This window comes from Desulfovibrio sp. Huiquan2017 (genome assembly GCF_017351175.1).
Taxonomy (GTDB): Bacteria; Desulfobacterota; Desulfovibrionia; order Desulfovibrionales; family Desulfovibrionaceae; genus Pseudodesulfovibrio.
Map to the genome: position 1 here is coordinate 14,968 of NZ_JAFMPN010000014.1, position 15,263 is coordinate 30,230.

Consider the following 15,263-nt stretch of genomic DNA (forward strand, 5'->3'; position numbering starts at 1 on the left):
TTTTATTGAAACAGGGCATCTATCTCCGGATTATCCTTGATCGCGTCATTCATGCCTATGGAAGACGATGTATAATTCTTCGTTTCTTCCCAGGCAAATAAATTTTCACGTTTTGGCCATTCCAGAATGTTGACCTCGACCAGACTGCGGCCCTTGTCGTAGGGCCTGGCCCAGAGGCAGCGTCCGTCGGCCTGGACGCGTCCGTTGATGCCTGACCCGCCACCGCTACCCAGAAGTATGTCCGGGACCTGGGCCGGATTCGACTTGAGATAGTCGCTTTCGGCCACCCAGCCCCAGTCGCACAGGCCGATGAGCAAATCCACCTTGGCCCGCTCCGTCTTGATCTGCCGGGAAATCCGGTCGATCTGTTCCGGCGATGGCCCGTCGGCCCCATCGGGCAGGGACGGGTAGCGCAGGAAGCCGACCTTGCGGCCGCCCGGGATGTCCCGCACGGTGAACGGTTCTTCCTCGGCCATTTTCTGCCATGGCCAGCGGGGCACGTCATCCTCGGCCAAGGCTTTGCCTTCCCGCGCCGAGAGCAGTCCCACGTCGTAGTGCAAGGCGTTGTAGGCCTTGCTCAGGGCGACCATGGTCGTGGCCAGTCCTGGGTTGCCGTTCGGACGCAAAAATTCCCAGGCGCCGGAGACCAGCAGCCGGGGAGCGTCCGTTTGACGGGCGTTCATAAAATACGTGGCCCGACGGGCCACCCCTCCGAGGGTTTTGCCGCCTCAGGTCGGGCATGGCCGCACCGTGCCATACGTATTTGCCGAGTAAAGGATGGTCAAAACAGAACCCTGCGCGCGGGCGTCGCCGCACACAAGGAACAGGACCGCCAGAAACAGGCAGTATGAGAGTCGTCGCATCCTACTGGTTGATGTATTCCTTCAACTCTTTGCCAGGACGGAAGAAGGGAAGTTTCTTGGGTCGAACCTGGACAACCGTCCCGGTCTTGGGATTGCGTCCGGTGTACCCTTCGTAATCTTTGATCTTGAAGCTGCCAAAACCGCGAATTTCCACTCGGTCGCCTTTGAGCAGGGCTTCCTTGACGGAGTCCACGAAGGCGCCGACCACTTTGGTGGCCTCGTCAACGTGCATTTTCTTCTGTTCGGACAGAGCCTTGATCAATTCGCTCTTGTTCATGATGTTCCCCCTGAAACATATGTTTCCCGCAGGTTCCGAAATTGGCCCTGGGAGGTAACAAAAAAATATTCAGTCCATAAATTCTTACTAACTATGCCGAAAAATGGCTCTTTTCGTCAACCATTATTTCTCGAATTTCATTCCGAAGGAAAATCTTTCAAAATGGGACGGCCGCCGATGCGTTCGCGGTTGTCCTCGCGGTAGCGGACGAGCTTCTTGGCAATGCCGACAATATCCTTGCTGGCCGTGGCTTGCGGGGCGAATTTGAGGAGCGGCGTCTGGCGGCGGACCGACTCGACCAGGGTGCGGTCCTGGTGCACGAAGCCAAGGTAACGCAACTCGATGTTCAGGAAATTCAAGCAGGCCGCATTGAGGCGTTCGAAGGTCTGCTTGGCCTCTTTGGCGCTGGTGGCCTGGTTGATCAGGACCAGGAAATCCTTGATGTCATGCTGGGTGGTCAGGACCTTGATCATGGCGTAGCTGTCGGTCAGGGAAGTGGGCTCCGGGGTGACCACCACCACGCGCAATTGGGTCAGGGAGGCCAGGGAAAGGACCGTATGACTGATGCCCGCCCCGAGATCAAGCATGAGAAAGTCATATTTCCCGGCGATGTCGATGAGCTTCTTGAACAGGATGTCCTGCAGGTCTTCGTCCATCTCCACCAGTTCGGGCACGCCGCTGGTGGCCGGGAGCATGTCGAAGCCGTCCTCGATGGACACCAGGACGTCCTCCGTCTCCACGCCGGTCTGCAACAGGTCGTGCAGGTTGCGGTCAGGGGAGATGCCGAGCAGCACGTCGAGATTGGCCAGCCCAAGGTCGCAGTCCATGAGCATGGACGTGATGTGCATGGCATGCAGGGCATAGCCGAGGTTGAGCACGATATTGGTCTTGCCGACTCCGCCCTTGCCGCTCATGATCGAGAGACTGAGTGTATTGTTGTGATTCATTGTCCGTCTCCGTTATTTCCCGCCGAACAGGAACTGTTTTTCGTTGGCGTGCACCAGGGTCTCGTTGGGGACGTTGTCTGCGAAGGGGAGGCTGGATACCTTGATCTGATTTTTGCCTGCGGCCTTGGCTTCGTAGAGTGCGCTGTCGGCCAGTTCGATCAGTTCCTTGTCCGAAATTTTCACGCTCCCCTTGTAGCAGGTCAGGCCGACGGAACAGGTGACGTGAAAGGTCCCGTTTCCGTCCGGGGCGGTGAATTCTATCTGTCTGAATTCCTGAAGCAGCCTGTTCAGGAGCCGCTGAGCCTTGACCAGGCCGGATCCCGCCATGATCAGGGCGAATTCCTCGCCGCCGAAGCGGGCCGCCAGGTCATAGCGCCGGGTGGTCGCCTTCAGGTGTCCGGCAAAGGTGCTCAGCACCTCGTCCCCCTTCTGGTGCCCGTAGGTGTCGTTGACCCGCTTGAAGTCGTCCAGATCGAAGATGGCTAGGGAGAGGGGGGAGCGGGCGCGCTTGGAACGCTCAATCTCGATGTCCAGGATGCGGTCGAAGGCCCGACGGTTGGCCAGCCCGGTGAGCGGGTCGTGGTCGGTTTGGTAGGCCAGCCGCTCCAGGGTTTCCTGGAACCGCTTCAACTGTGGATAGGCGCCGCCGTCGATGGGCAGGGAGAGCCATTGCCCGAGGTCGCGTCGGGCGGCAATGGATTCCCACTCCTCGCAGGAGATCCCATGGATAAGCCGGAAGACCCAGACCGATCGGTCCATTTTTTCTCCGGCCTCCCGGGTGTAGGCGCACAGCTCCTCCTGAAGGGCGGAGAGTTCCGAGGCCAATTCGTTCGCGGGGAATTTAATTTTTTTGTCCGTGGGCATGGATGAATAATAGGTAGTTTCGAATCATTTCGTCCAGATCGCCGTCCAGGAATGCGTCTACGTTGCCGCTTTCGCTGTTGGATCGGTGGTCCTTGACCAAACGATACGGTTGTAGGGTATAGGTCCGTATCTGGCTGCCCCAGGCAATGGCGTCCTTGGCCTGGTAGTCCTGCCTACGGCTCTCTTCGATCTTCTTCAGTTCCCGCTCATACAGCCGCGCCTTGACCAAGCGCAGGGCCGTGGCCTTGTTGCGGTGCTGGGACTTTTCGTTCTGGCACTGGGCCACGATGCCGGTGGGAATGTGGGTAATGCGCACGGCCGAACTGGTCTTGTTCACGGACTGGCCGCCGGGGCCGCTGGACCGGAAGGTATCGATCCGCAGATCTTCGTCCTTGACCTCGATCTCGATGTCCTCGTCCATGTCCGGATAGACGTCCACCGAAGCGAACGAAGTGTGCCGTCGGCCCGAGGAATCGAAGGGTGAGATGCGGATGAGCCGGTGCACGCCGGTTTCGCCCTTGAGCAGGCCGTAGGCGAACAGCCCCTCGATTTGCAGGGTCACGGACTTCAGTCCCGCTTCCTCGCCCGCCTGATAGTCCAGTTGGGTGACTTTGAACCCCTTGCGCTCGGCGTAGCGGTTGTACATGCGGAGCAGCATCTCGGCCCAGTCCTGGGATTCGACGCCGCCCGCCCCGGGGTGGATTTCAAGGATGGCGTTGCTCTTGTCGTGCTCAAAGGCGAACATGGTCGCCAGCTCGGTTCCGGCCAGCCTCTCGCGGAGCAGTCGCACCTGGGCGTCGAGGGCGGACAGGGATTCCTCTTCCCCGGGATCCTCCTGGGCCAGCTCAAGCCAGGCATCCAGGTCGTCCTTGGCCTCGGACAGGCCGTCGTACATCTCAAGCTTGGTGGCAAGCTGGCTCTTTTCCTTGAGCAGCGGAGTCAGGGCCTCGGGATTGTCCCAGGCCCCGGGCTTGGAGAGTTCCTTTTCTATCTCGTCGAGGCGCGTTTTGGTCTCGGCGTAGTCAAAGACGCCCCCAGAGAGATTCGTATTGGTCGAGGAGGTCCGCCGAAGCGGCTTTGAGTTCGGGATATTCCAGCATTATTGAGCTATTCCTTTATTTCGTCGGGATGCATACAGGATGAAGCCGAAGGCGGCCGCGGTCATCACGTAGATGAACGATTCAAGCCAGTCACAGATGCGATGATACACGGTATCGACCGTAAGAGCAGCGATTTTCATGCTCAGGCTCTCGGCCCGGAACTGGCTGGACACGGCGGCTCGGCGGCCCACCGGATCAATGAAGGCGGAAATGCCCGTGTTGGTGCAGCGGACCAGCCAGCGGCCCTGTTCCACGGCCCGCATGGTTGCCAGGTCGAGGTGCTGCCCCGGCGCGGAGGTGTTGCCGAACCAGGCGTCGTTGCTGATGTTCACCAGCACGTTGGCGCCGCGTTCCACCTGTTGCTGAGCAAGTTCCGGAAAGATGGCTTCATAACAGATGAGCATGCCCAACGCAACGCCGTTCAGCTTGAGTGGCCGGTTGTCCACGCCCGGCTTGAAGTCGCCCGCGGCCTGGACCAGTTTCTTGAAGGGCACCCATTCCTCGAAGGGCATGTATTCGCCGAAGGGCACCAGATGCTCCTTGTCGTAGGACTGGAGGGTCAACCCCATGGAGTCCATGAGCCAGGCCCGGTTATGGAGCACGTAGGCATTGGTCTTCATGTCGGTCACGCGGTAGGCGGGCGAGCCGGTGATGATCGGGGTGTCGGTCTTGCGGGCCAAGGTCTCCAGAGCCTTGCGGTAGGGAGACTGGTCCTGGAGATAGAAAGGCATGGCCGTTTCGGGCCAGATGACCACCTTGGGATGGTTTGCGGCGATGGCTGTGGCGCTCAGTTCGGCGTATTTCCGGACGGTCGCCATTTGGTAGGAGGGGTCCCATTTCTGGCCCTGGTCCACGTTGCCCTGGACCAGGGTGACCATGTAATCGGGCTTGCCCGTGTCGAAGGTTGCGGCGCGGTAAAGGCCGAAGCCGGTGATCATTGCGGCCAGCGTCACGGCCAGGACCAGGGCGCCGCGATAGGTCGCGCAGAGTAGCAGCGCCACGGCCAGGGCCGCGAACAGTCCGGACAGGCCGAAGGCCCCAATGACCGACGCGCCCTGTACGGCAAAGGGCCAGTCGGCAAAGGCCGAGGACAGGTTCATCCACGGGAAGCCCGAGAACAGGGTCTCCATGAGCATTTCCATGCTCGCCCAGGCGAACCCGGCCAACAGGCAGAGGGGGATGCCGTCGATGCCCTTGCCCGCAATGTGCATGGCATAGGAAAACAGGCCGAAATACAGACCGATGAATGCGGCCAGCAGCACCGGGCAGGGCAGGGCGATGAACCACGGCAGTCCGCCGTATATCTGCACCGGGATGACCATCCAGTAGAAGCAGCCCGTGGCCGCCAGGGTCCCGGCCAGCCAACCGAAGCGGAAGGCCTTGCCGCCGGACACGGCGCGCAGGCCGATCCAGGCCAGCCCCAGGGGGAAGGCAAGCGCCGCCGGAGGGAAGTGAAGGAGCGGGTTGGCGAACCCGATCCAGGCCCCCAGCGTTGCGAGAAGTACCAGCTTGAGCACGCCTACGCGATCCCCAGGGGTTCGACCTTGATGGTCCAGATCTGGCGCTCGTCGGCCTCCATGACCGTGAACCGCCAGCCCGAGAACGTGTACAGTGTCCCCTGATCCGGGATGCGCCCGGCCAAGTCGGCCAGGAAACCGCCGATGGAGTCCACCTCGTCGCTTTCCAGGGTCAGGCCGAACTTGCGGTTGACGTCTTCCAGCGGGGCGCGCCCCGAGACGATAAAGGTGCCGTCGGAATAATCCTGGATTTCGTCTGGGCGTTGCTCGTCGTATTCGTCCGAGATTTCGCCGACGATCTCTTCGAGAACGTCCTCCATGGTAACCATGCCCGAGGTCCCGCCGTATTCGTCCTGGACGACGGCCATATGCAGCTTTTCTTTTTTGAAATAGGCCAGGACCTCGTCCAGCGGCTTGTCCTCGGCAACAAAGAAGGCCGGCCGCAGGAGTTCCACCACGGGCCGGTCAATCTGGCCGTTGAGCAACGGCTCCAGGAGATCCTTGGCGTGGACCAGGCCGAAGATATGGTCCTTGTTGTCCTGATAGATGGGAATGCGCGAGTGGGCGCCCTGATTGACGATGAGCTCGGCCACATCCTTGACGGTGCTGGAGGCGTCGGCGCAGACCATGTCCGTGCGCGGGACCATGATCTCCTCCACGAGCTTCTGGTCAAGGCCGAGCACGTTCAGGAGCATGGAGACTTCATGACTTTCCAGCTCGCCGTCGGCTTTGGCTTCGAGGATGTGCTCCTCTATCTGATGGTCGTTGTTGCCGAATAGTTTTTTAAAAATATGGCGGAATCGACTGTCGGGTTCTTCGTCCAAGACCAGGCTCCTTGGGAGGGGTTCAGAAACATTGCGCTGGGGCGCGGGCCTTTCGTGCGAATGTCGCAGCGATGTTCATATATTTAGACAGACTGTGACACCCTGTCAACATACGAAGAAGAAAGGACTGTTACGATAAGCCGAGTTTCTTGAGATGGATCTCCAGACAGGACAGGGCCGCCGGGGTGACCCCGGAAATACGGCCCGCCTGGCCCAGGGTCCGGGGCTGAATGCGGGACAGCTTCTCGACCACTTCGCGGGTCAGGCCGGAGACTTTGGCATAGTCCAGGTCCTCGGGCAGGACCCGATCCTCCAGGGATTTGAACTTGGCCACCAGCTCGGCCTGCTTGACCAGGTAGCCTTCATAGCGCACTTGCACCTCGGCTTCGCGCAGGACGTCCTCGTCCAGCTCCGCCAGTTCCGGGTGAAACACGGCCAGTCGGTCGATGTCCATCTGTGGTTGGCGGAGCAGAGAGGCCAGCTCCACGGCCTTGCCCGGCACTGACGCCCCAATGCGCTCCAGGATCTCGCGAGTGGCGGCATCCGGGCGGATGCGGATGGAATGCATGGCCCCAAGCACCGCTTGAAGTTTTTCCCGTTTGGCGGAGAACAGCCGCCACTGATCGTCGTCCACCAGACCCATTTCGCGACCGGCCGGGGTCAGCCGTTCGTCCGCATTGCCTTCGCGCAGGAGCAGCCGGTGCTCGGCGCGGGAGGTGAACATGCGGTAAGGTTCCTCGGTTCCTTTGGTCACCAGGTCATCCACCAGCACGGCCATGTACGCCTGATCGCGGGAAGGCAGGAACGGTTCGCGTCCCTTCAGCTTGCAGGCCGCGTTCAAAGCGGCCCACAGTCCCTGGGCCGCGGCTTCCTCGTAGCCCGAGGTGCCGTTGATCTGGCCCGCACAGTACAGGCCGGGCACGGCCTTGGTTTCCAAGGTGGGCCGGAGCTGGGTGGGCGGAATAAAATCGTATTCGATGGCGTAGCCCGGTCGGACAATCTGGGCGTTTTCGAGCCCCCGGATGGCCCGGATCATCTTTTTCTGCACATCAAAGGGCAGACTGGTGGGAATGCCGCTGGGATACATCTCCGGGCTGTCCAACCCCTCGGGCTCCACGAATATTTGGTGGCGGTCCTTTTCCGGGAATCGGGCCACTTTGTCCTCGATGGACGGGCAGTAGCGCGCGCCGGTGCCTTCGATGATTCCGGTGAACATGGGCGAGCGGTCGAACCCCGAACGGATGGCTTCGTGGGCTTGCTCGTTGGTGTAGGTCAGCCAGCAGGACACCTGGGGCAGGGGCACGGTCCGATTACGAAAGCTGAACGGTACGGGATGGGCATCGCCGGGCTGTTCCTGCATGGCCGAGAAGTCGATGGAATCGCGCAGCAGGCGCGGAGTGGTGCCGGTCTTGAGACGGCCCAGCTTGAATCCCAGCTCACGGAGGTTCGCGGACAGGGAGTTGGCCGCCGGATCGCCCATGCGCCCGCCGCTGAAGTGCTCCAGGCCGATGTGCATGAGCCCGCGCAGGAAGGTCCCCGTGGTCAGGAGGACGGCCCGGGCCGGGAAGACTTCGCCCAGTTCGGTGCGCAGGCCGGAAACCATGCCGTTTTCCACCTGCACGGCCGCGCCCATGTCCTGGAAGACCCAGAGGTTCTTCTGGTTGAACACGGAACGCTGGACCGCCCGCATGTACCGAGCGCGGTCGATCTGGGCGCGGCTGGAACGGACCGCAGGCCCCTTGCGGGTATTCAGGATGCGGAACTGGATGCCCGCCGCATCGGCCCACAAGCCCATCATGCCGCCCAGAGCGTCGATCTCCTTGACCATATGGCCCTTGGCCAGGCCACCGATGGCCGGGTTGCAGGAGAGATGCCCGATGCGGTCCACGTTGATGGTCAGCAACAGGGTCGCAAGGCCCAACCGGGCCGAGGCCATGGCGGCCTCGCAACCGGCATGGCCCGCGCCGACCACGATGAGGTCGAACTCGGCCGGGAAGGGATCCTTGCGCTGCATGGTCCGACTACTTGGTCATGAGCATGTCGGCGATGACTTTGGCGTCGCCGATGGTGCTCTTGATGGAGGCCCACTCGTTGGGCTGGTGCGCGTTGTGGTTCAGGGTGGACCAGACCACGGCGTTGTAGCCCTTCCGCCGCAGGAACGCGGCCACGGTGCCGCCGCCCACGCCCACGGTACGGGGATTGTTATTATAGATCTTGCGCACGGAGGCCATGGTCCGGACCGCGATCTCGCTGTCCGCCGGAGTGACCGGGGCGGCCTGTTCCAGCATAACCGGTTCGCACTCGACGGCCACACCGTATTTGGACGCGACCTCGGCGCCGATGGCCTTGATGGCCTCGAGCACCTCGCCCAGTTCGTACTGGGGCATGACCCGGCAGTCCACGTAGAACACGTCTCGGCCGGGGATGGTGTTCACGTTGGCCACGTTGGCTTCGCGCATGGTCGGCTGGAAGGTGGAGCGGGGCGGATCGAACAGGGCGTCCTCGGCCGGATACAGGTCCTCCAGTTCCTTGATGCGCAGGATGAACTCGGCGGACGGAAACATGGTGTTGATGCCCTGGTCCGGGGTGGAGGCATGGCACTGCTTGCCGATAACCGTAACCTTGAGCCAGAACATGGACTTCTCGGCCACCTCGACCATCTCGGAGCGGGGTTCGCCGGAATCCGGCACCAGGAAAAGGTCGTCCTTGCGGAAAAGGGACTCGTGCTCGCGGACGATGTAGTCCAGGCCGAAGCCGGAACCGGTCTCCTCGTCGGACACGAGGATCAGGCCGTAGTTCAGCTCCGGGGTGATCTTCAGGTCGAGCAGGGCCCGGGCGGTCAGCAGGGACGAAACCATGCCCTGTTGGTTGTCCTCCACGCCCCGGCCGATCAGGATGTCGCCGTTGCGCTGTACCTCGTAGGGATCGGAGTTCCACAGTCCGAGATCTCCCGGGGGGACGATGTCCATATGGGAGATGACCCACAGGGTTTTTCCCGTATTCTTGCCGGGGATGAGGGCTGCGATGTTGGGCCGGTAGCCGCAGGGCACGTCGGGGTCGGGAGCGTTGAATTCGAGAATGTCGCCGATGCCGATGGCTTGAAGGTGGGTGAGCAGAAAATCGGCCTTGGCCTTTTCACCCGTGCCCCCGTTGCGGGGGCCAAGAGCCGGAATGGCGGTGAGTTTGGTTTGTAGCTCGACGACCGCCTCGGTCTGGCGATCCAGTTCGGAAAAGAGCTTGTCCATGGGACCTCCGATGTCGTTTTCTTAGAAACTAGTCCAAAAACCGGATCTTACAAACAAAAAAAAGGCGGGGACATGCCCCGCCTTTCCTGCTTGCAATGGTCTAGCGACCGCGCGCGGCGCGCTTGGAAGCCTTCAGCGGGTTGACCTTGACCTTGCCGGTCTTGTCCACCTCGGCGCGCACGTGCGTGGCGAAATTGCACACGCCGGTAGCCCATTTGCGGGCGGGCTGGGCGTAGGTCGGGCAGTACTGCGTGTCCTCGAAGGAAACGCTCCGCTCACAACCTTCACATTTTTCCACGACGGGTTCCAGAATGACGCCCTTGTAGCTCAGACCCTCGTCGGTCTTGACGGCGCCGTCCAGGGTAACGATTCCTTTTTTCTTGGTCATGTAGTGCCTTCCTCCTAAAAATAATGCGGCTCACGGGATGCCAGCGGCATACGGATTTTCATATTGGTGCAAGAGCAGACTTCGATATGCACCCAGGGTGGGTGTTGTCAAGTTATTTGCGGTTCTTTTTCATTTTCCGGAAGCGCGTCGAACCCATTTTGCGGCCCGGTCGGCCTCGCGGCGCAACCCCTGGACGTCCAAGGTTCGAAATTCACCGTATAGGTAAAGCACCTCGCCCGCCACCATGGTCATGCAGACTTCCATGCCCGTGGCCGCGTAGACCGCATGGGACACGTGATTGAAGACCGGCATGAGGTTGGGCGAGGAAAGGTCCAGGGCGATCATGTCCGCCGGGCGTCCGGCTTCGATGCGGCCCAGTTCGGGCCAGCCCAGGCAGCTGGCTGAATTGCGGGTCGCCATGTCCAGGGCGGTCTGGGCGTTCACGGCCGAAGCGTCGCCATGACGGACCTTGCCGACCAACGCGGCCAGCCCCATGTCGCGAAACATGTTCAATTGATTGTTGCTTGACGCGCCATCCGTGCCCAGGCCCACGTTGACGCCAGCATCGAGCAGGGACTGCACCGGAGACATGCCCGAGCACAGCTTCAGGTTGGACGCCGGGTTGTGGACCACATTGGTTCCCGATGCGGCGAGTTGGGCGATCTCCATCTCCTCCACGTCCACGCAGTGGTGCAGGGTGACGCGCGGGGAGAGCAATCCGCAGGAGCGCAGGATCTCCACCGGGCGCATGCCGTACTTGCCCAGGCAGACAGAAGTCTCGGTGGGCGATTCGGCCAGGTGCGTCTGCCATGGAATATCCAGTGATTCAGCAAGCTCATAGCTTGTTTCGAGCAGCTTGGGCGGTACGGTGAAGGCCGCATGCGGGGTGACCGCCGTGCGCACCAGCGGGTCGTCGGCGAAACGCTCCTCCAGCCTGCGAATGGTGTCCCAACAGGCCTCGGCCGTTGGGAAGAAGGGAGAGGGAAAGGCGAAGAAGCCTTCCCCCAGGACCGCCCGCAGGCCGCAGGCTGAGGCGGCCTCGCCGGTGACGTGCTCGTGGAAATAGCCGTTCAGGAAGGCCGTGCACCCGGTGCGGATGAGTTCCGCGCAGCCGAGCCGCGCGCCGATGCCGAGCAACTCCTCGTCCAGTTGCGCCTCCACGGGCCAAATGTGATCCTGAAGCCAATCCATGAGCGGCAGGTCGTCGGCAAAGCCGCGCAACAGGGTCATGGGCAGGTGGGTATGGCCGTTGACCAGACCGGGCATGAGCATCCTGCCCGCCATGTCCAGCCGCTGCGCGGGCTCATAACGGGCGTCGAGGTCGGCGTAGTCGCCCACCTCAAGCACCAGTCCGCCACCCACGGCCACCCCGGCGTCGGTCAGGATGCGCCGGTCGTCATCCTGGGTGATCACCGCGTCGGCCCGGACCAGCAGGTCGCAGGGCAGGGGCGCGGCGTTGTCGAAAAGGGATTCGGCCATGGATTAATCCAACCCTTTGACGACTTCGATCAGCAGGGAAGTGACCTTTTCCACGTTACGCTTGAAGACTTCGAGAATCTCTTCCCAGGTCACCGGGGCCTCGTCGGTCTTCCAACAGTCGTAATCCGTGCTCATGGCCACGGCCGCGTAGGGAATGCCCGCCTCGTTGGCCAGGAGGCACTCCGGGGCCACGCTCATGTTGATGACGTCCGCGCCCCACATGCGAAACATGTTGGACTCTGCCCTGGTTGAAAAGCGCGACCCCTCGATGGTGACGACCGTGCCTGTTTTGTGGTGGGCCAAGCCGAGTTTGCCGCAGGCCGCGTTGAGCAGCCCGCGCAGAGTCGCGTCGAACGGATCGGCCATGGCCGTGTGCACCGCGCCGTGAGGTTCGAATTCGTCGAAGAACGAGACCTGCCTGCGCCGGGTGAAGTCGATGAACTGGTCCAGGATGACCAGGTGCCCCCGGCCGATCTCTTCACGCAGGGAGCCGCAGGCCGTGGTGGCCAGGATGCGGGTACAACCGATGTCCTTGAGGGCCTTGATGTTGGCCCGGTAGTTGACGAAGGTAGGCGGAATGGTGTGTTCGCGGCCGTGCCGGGCCAGCAGGACCACCTCGCGTCCCGCGATGGTTCCTTCCTTGAGGAGGGCGGACGGCTTGCCGTAAGGGGTGCCCATTTCCACGTCACGGGCGTCCTGCAACAGATCAGGGTCGTCCAGGCCGCTCCCGCCGATGATGCCGATCTTACTCATGGCTGTTCTCCGCTAGTCTATTTCAAGAAGGAAATCGTGCTTCACGCCTGCCGCGCGCATGACCTCGTCGCCATCCAGAAAGGAGAGCTGGATGACAAAGCCCGCGCCCACAATCTCGCCGCCGGCCTCGCGGATCAGCTTGACCATGCCCTCGGCCGTGCCACCCGTGGCCAGCAGGTCGTCGATCATCAGAACCTTGTCGCCCGTCTCGACGGCGTCCACGTGCATGCACAGGGTGTCGGAACCGTATTCCAGGTCGTAGGTTACGCAACGATTCTTGTACGGAAGCTTGCCAGGCTTGCGGATGGGTATGAAGGGGATGTCCATCTCCAGCGCCAAGGGTGCGCCGAAGATAAATCCCCGGGCATCGGCGGCCACGATCTTGTCCGCGCCGCAGTCCTTGTACTTCTCGTGCAGCTGGTCGATGACATAGCGGAAGGCCTTGGGCGTGCTCAATATGGGCGTGATGTCGTAAAAGGTAATACCTTTTTTAGGATAGTCCGGGATGTCCCGCACGTAATGGCGTAGGTTCATGGATCCTCCTCATGGAATGAATACCGGGGATTCATACGTTTTCCGGGGAGAAGGTGTCAATGCTGTTGCCACCCGGACCGGGTTCCGTTATCCCCTGGTCAACGGAGAACACGCATGGCGCATCAAGACCAGCCGCACAGGGCCAAGAAAAGCCTGGGTCAGAATTTTCTGACCGACCAGAACATCTGCCGCAAGATCGTGGACGCCCTCGCGCCCTCGCCTGATGATACTATTATAGAAATAGGTCCAGGCCGGGGGGCGTTGACCGAGTACCTGGTCGAGACCGGGGCGAAGCTGCGCGTGGTGGAGATGGACGACTACCTGGCCGACCGACTCGAAGCACGCTGGCCGGGACTGGACGTGATCCGGGCCGACGCGCTCAAATTCCCCTGGATGGACCTGAACGGAGCGGGGCCGTGCAAGATCATCGGGAACCTCCCGTACAATGTGGGGTCCAAGCTCATTTGGGACATTGTCAGCCAAGTGACGACCCTGGAGCGGGCCGTATTCATGGTCCAGCACGAGGTGGCTTTGCGCCTGACCGCCGAGCCCGGCGTCAAAGCATACGGCGGGCTGACCGCCTGGGTGCGAAATTTCAGTGATACACGCTATCTCTTCAAGGTGCCGCCCACGGTTTTCCGGCCACAGCCCAAAGTCGATTCCGCCGTGGTCCGTTTCGACCCGCTTCCGGAGAATGCCCGGCCCGAAGACCCGGACCGGCTGGCCGGGCTGGTCAAGCTGCTCTTCCAGCAGCGGCGCAAGCAGATATCGACCATCCTGAAGAAACGCATGACCCCGGCGGTGGAGCTGTGGTTTCAGGAAGAGGGCGTCAGTCCGGCGTTGCGGCCGGAAAATCTTACTCCGGCACAATTTCGTGCGCTTTCTTTAATATATTAGTCCATATTTTCACAAAGATATTTAAAATCCCAAGTTCATAACCGATTAAAAGAAGGGTTCGACTCCCGAAATCCAGATGGCGAAAAGCCTCGGAAGCGCCATATGGCGTAGGTTTTTTCGCTTTTTTAGGTGCTCGGGCTGGACACGGCGCAAAAGTTCATTTAAAGGCCAAGAGGTGAGTTGGTGACGGAAACAAAGTGCAAGCGCATTTTGTGCTCTGGCTGCACTTTAACAAATACCATCAGGTAATTATTTCACCGAGGAGGAAGGACTGATGACGAAGGCTGAATTGGTTGTCAAAATCGCGGAAAAGGCCAATCTGACCAAAGCGAATGCCGAACGCGCCCTGAATGCGTTCCTTGAGACCGTGGAAAGCACCCTGGTCTCCGACGGAAAGCTCACTCTGACCGGGTTCGGCACTTTCATGGTGGAACTCCGCAAAGCCCGCGTCGGCCGCAACCCCCGCACCGGCCTCGAGCTCAAAATCCCCGAGACCAAGGTTGTCAAATTCCGCCCCGGCAAGATCCTCAAGGACGCCGTCAAATAAGTTGGAGAGAATACCATGATTCACGGTGAAACCGTTCACAGCCCGCTGCCCATGGATCTTCCTTGGTGGATGCCCGACCATTTTGTCTTTTTCGGCGTCCTGTACATCGTTCTCGGCGTCATTGTCGCCGCATTGACGGTTACGGTCCTGCAGTCCCTGCGCGACGCGAAAAAGGCTGAGCACTAGTCGGTTGAATAGCATCGTATCGAAAGGGCCTGTCCGGGTACTGCCGGACGGGCCTTTTTTCGCTCCCCCTGGTCTTTTCGTTTTTCGGCCACATTAGGGGTTGCCTTTTGGTTTTTTTGCATATATGTAGTGTCTCTTATTTCGCTGGCCCGCCAAAGAGCGGGCGGTTCACCGAGGAGGTGATTTTCATTGCCCGGAGTGTACTTTGATGACAACGACAATTTCGACGTTTCTCTGCGTCGCTTCAAAAAGCAGGTGGAGAAGGCCGGAATTCTGTCCGAGCTGAAGAAACGCCAGCATTACGAGAAGCCCAGCGTGCAGAAGAAGAAGAAGAAAGCTGCCGCCAAGAAAAGGCTTGCAAAAAAGATGCGTAAAATACGCAGCATGTAAATTATGAGTCTGTCAAAGCAAATAGACAAAGACTACATAGAGGCCTATAAGGCCAAAGCTACGGTAAAAGTGGCCGTCTTGAGACATCTCAAGACGGCCATTAAAAACCGTATGGTCGAGGACAAAAGCCAGGACCTGTCCGACGAGATCGTCCTTGATCTCATCGCCAAGCAGGTCAAGCAGCGCAAGGACTCCTTCGACCAGTACTCCAAGGCGGGCAGGGACGACCTGGCCCGGGTCGAAGCCGACGAGCTGACCGCCCTTGAAGTCTATCTCCCCAAACCGTTGTCTGACGAAGAGCTTTCCTCGGCCATCGACAAGGCCATCGCCGACGTCGGGGCCTCCTCCATGGCGGACATGGGCAAGGTCATGCAGGCCGTGCTCGGCGCGCATCAGGGGCAGGTTGACGGCAAGAAGGCCAGCGGCCTGGTCAGGGCCAAGCTTTCCTAACT

18 protein-coding genes are annotated in these 15,263 nt (G+C 60.6%); 5 read left to right on the forward strand and 13 right to left on the reverse strand.

All coding sequences use genetic code 11. The features are described from left to right. Positions 1–2: 2 nt before the first annotated feature. The 13 genes from J0909_RS12910 to J0909_RS12970 all read right to left on the reverse strand — a co-directional run bounded on the left by J0909_RS12910 (position 3) and on the right by J0909_RS12970 (position 12,791). Positions 3–863, reverse strand: coding sequence for a UshA-like (seleno)protein family 2 (locus J0909_RS12910; protein ID WP_502757444.1), 861 nt, complete (start codon positions 861–863; stop codon positions 3–5). Position 864: 1 nt separating this feature from the next. Continuing rightward, positions 865–1,140 (reverse strand): HU family DNA-binding protein, encoded by a 276-nt coding sequence (locus J0909_RS12915; RefSeq protein WP_207263414.1) that lies wholly within the window; start codon positions 1,138–1,140, stop codon positions 865–867. Between the two features lie 137 nt (positions 1,141–1,277). Then, positions 1,278–2,087 (reverse strand): MinD/ParA family protein, encoded by an 810-nt coding sequence (locus tag J0909_RS12920; protein ID WP_207263416.1) that lies wholly within the window; start codon positions 2,085–2,087, stop codon positions 1,278–1,280. Positions 2,088–2,099: 12 nt separating this feature from the next. After that, positions 2,100–2,951, reverse strand: a complete 852-nt coding sequence (locus J0909_RS12925; protein ID WP_207263418.1) for a GGDEF domain-containing protein — start codon at positions 2,949–2,951, stop codon at positions 2,100–2,102. Then, positions 2,929–4,051 (reverse strand): peptide chain release factor 2 gene (gene prfB / locus J0909_RS12930; protein WP_286182010.1). Its coding sequence is split into 2 segments (ribosomal slippage): positions 2,929–3,975 and positions 3,977–4,051, totalling 1,122 coding nucleotides; the frame shifts between segments, so codons are not numbered across the junction. The genes J0909_RS12925 and prfB overlap by 23 nt, the downstream gene beginning before the upstream one ends. Next, complete coding sequence (lnt, locus tag J0909_RS12935) at positions 4,051–5,568, reverse strand: apolipoprotein N-acyltransferase (RefSeq protein WP_207263420.1); 1,518 nt, start codon at positions 5,566–5,568, stop codon at positions 4,051–4,053. Before lnt ends, prfB begins: the two co-directional genes overlap by 1 nt. Positions 5,569–5,570: 2 nt before the next feature. Then, positions 5,571–6,392 carry a hemolysin family protein gene (locus tag J0909_RS12940; RefSeq protein ID WP_207263422.1) on the reverse strand — a complete coding sequence of 274 codons (822 nt, stop codon included), beginning with the start codon at positions 6,390–6,392 and terminating at the stop codon, positions 5,571–5,573. Positions 6,393–6,522: 130 nt separating this feature from the next. Beyond that, positions 6,523–8,406, reverse strand: a complete 1,884-nt coding sequence (mnmG, locus tag J0909_RS12945) for a tRNA uridine-5-carboxymethylaminomethyl(34) synthesis enzyme MnmG (protein WP_207263424.1) — start codon at positions 8,404–8,406, stop codon at positions 6,523–6,525. 7 nt (positions 8,407–8,413) lie between these two features. Then, positions 8,414–9,637 (reverse strand): M20 family metallo-hydrolase, encoded by a 1,224-nt coding sequence (locus J0909_RS12950; RefSeq protein ID WP_207263426.1) that lies wholly within the window; start codon positions 9,635–9,637, stop codon positions 8,414–8,416. 100 nt (positions 9,638–9,737) lie between these two features. Then, positions 9,738–10,025 (reverse strand): PxxKW family cysteine-rich protein, encoded by a 288-nt coding sequence (locus tag J0909_RS12955; protein WP_207263428.1) that lies wholly within the window; start codon positions 10,023–10,025, stop codon positions 9,738–9,740. Between the two features lie 129 nt (positions 10,026–10,154). Further along, positions 10,155–11,504, reverse strand: a complete 1,350-nt coding sequence (locus tag J0909_RS12960; protein ID WP_207263430.1) for an amidohydrolase — start codon at positions 11,502–11,504, stop codon at positions 10,155–10,157. Positions 11,505–11,507: 3 nt separating this feature from the next. Beyond that, a complete protein-coding gene (gene mtnP, locus J0909_RS12965; protein WP_207263431.1) occupies positions 11,508–12,257 on the reverse strand; it encodes an S-methyl-5'-thioadenosine phosphorylase in 750 nt (249 codons plus the stop codon). Positions 12,258–12,269: 12 nt separating this feature from the next. Next, positions 12,270–12,791 carry an adenine phosphoribosyltransferase gene (locus tag J0909_RS12970; protein ID WP_207263433.1) on the reverse strand — a complete coding sequence of 174 codons (522 nt, stop codon included), beginning with the start codon at positions 12,789–12,791 and terminating at the stop codon, positions 12,270–12,272. Between the two features lie 114 nt (positions 12,792–12,905). On the opposite strand from J0909_RS12970, the gene rsmA reads away from it, so the two are divergent. The 5 genes from rsmA to J0909_RS12995 all read left to right on the forward strand — a co-directional run bounded on the left by rsmA (position 12,906) and on the right by J0909_RS12995 (position 15,261). Next, on the forward strand, positions 12,906–13,688 hold the full coding sequence (gene rsmA / locus J0909_RS12975; protein WP_207263435.1) for a 16S rRNA (adenine(1518)-N(6)/adenine(1519)-N(6))-dimethyltransferase RsmA: 783 nt from the start codon (positions 12,906–12,908) through the stop codon (positions 13,686–13,688). 274 nt (positions 13,689–13,962) lie between these two features. Then, positions 13,963–14,235 (forward strand): HU family DNA-binding protein, encoded by a 273-nt coding sequence (locus J0909_RS12980; protein WP_207263436.1) that lies wholly within the window; start codon positions 13,963–13,965, stop codon positions 14,233–14,235. A gap of 15 nt (positions 14,236–14,250) precedes the next feature. Continuing rightward, entirely contained in the window at positions 14,251–14,421 is a 171-nt protein-coding gene (locus J0909_RS12985; protein ID WP_207263437.1) for a hypothetical protein, read from the forward strand. Between the two features lie 189 nt (positions 14,422–14,610). Continuing rightward, positions 14,611–14,811 carry a 30S ribosomal protein S21 gene (gene rpsU / locus J0909_RS12990; RefSeq protein WP_207263438.1) on the forward strand — a complete coding sequence of 67 codons (201 nt, stop codon included), beginning with the start codon at positions 14,611–14,613 and terminating at the stop codon, positions 14,809–14,811. A gap of 3 nt (positions 14,812–14,814) precedes the next feature. After that, the gene (locus tag J0909_RS12995) at positions 14,815–15,261 is read left to right on the forward strand and encodes a GatB/YqeY domain-containing protein (protein ID WP_207263439.1); all 447 of its coding nucleotides are present in this window, start codon (positions 14,815–14,817) and stop codon (positions 15,259–15,261) included. The last annotated feature ends 2 nt before the right edge of the window (positions 15,262–15,263 follow it).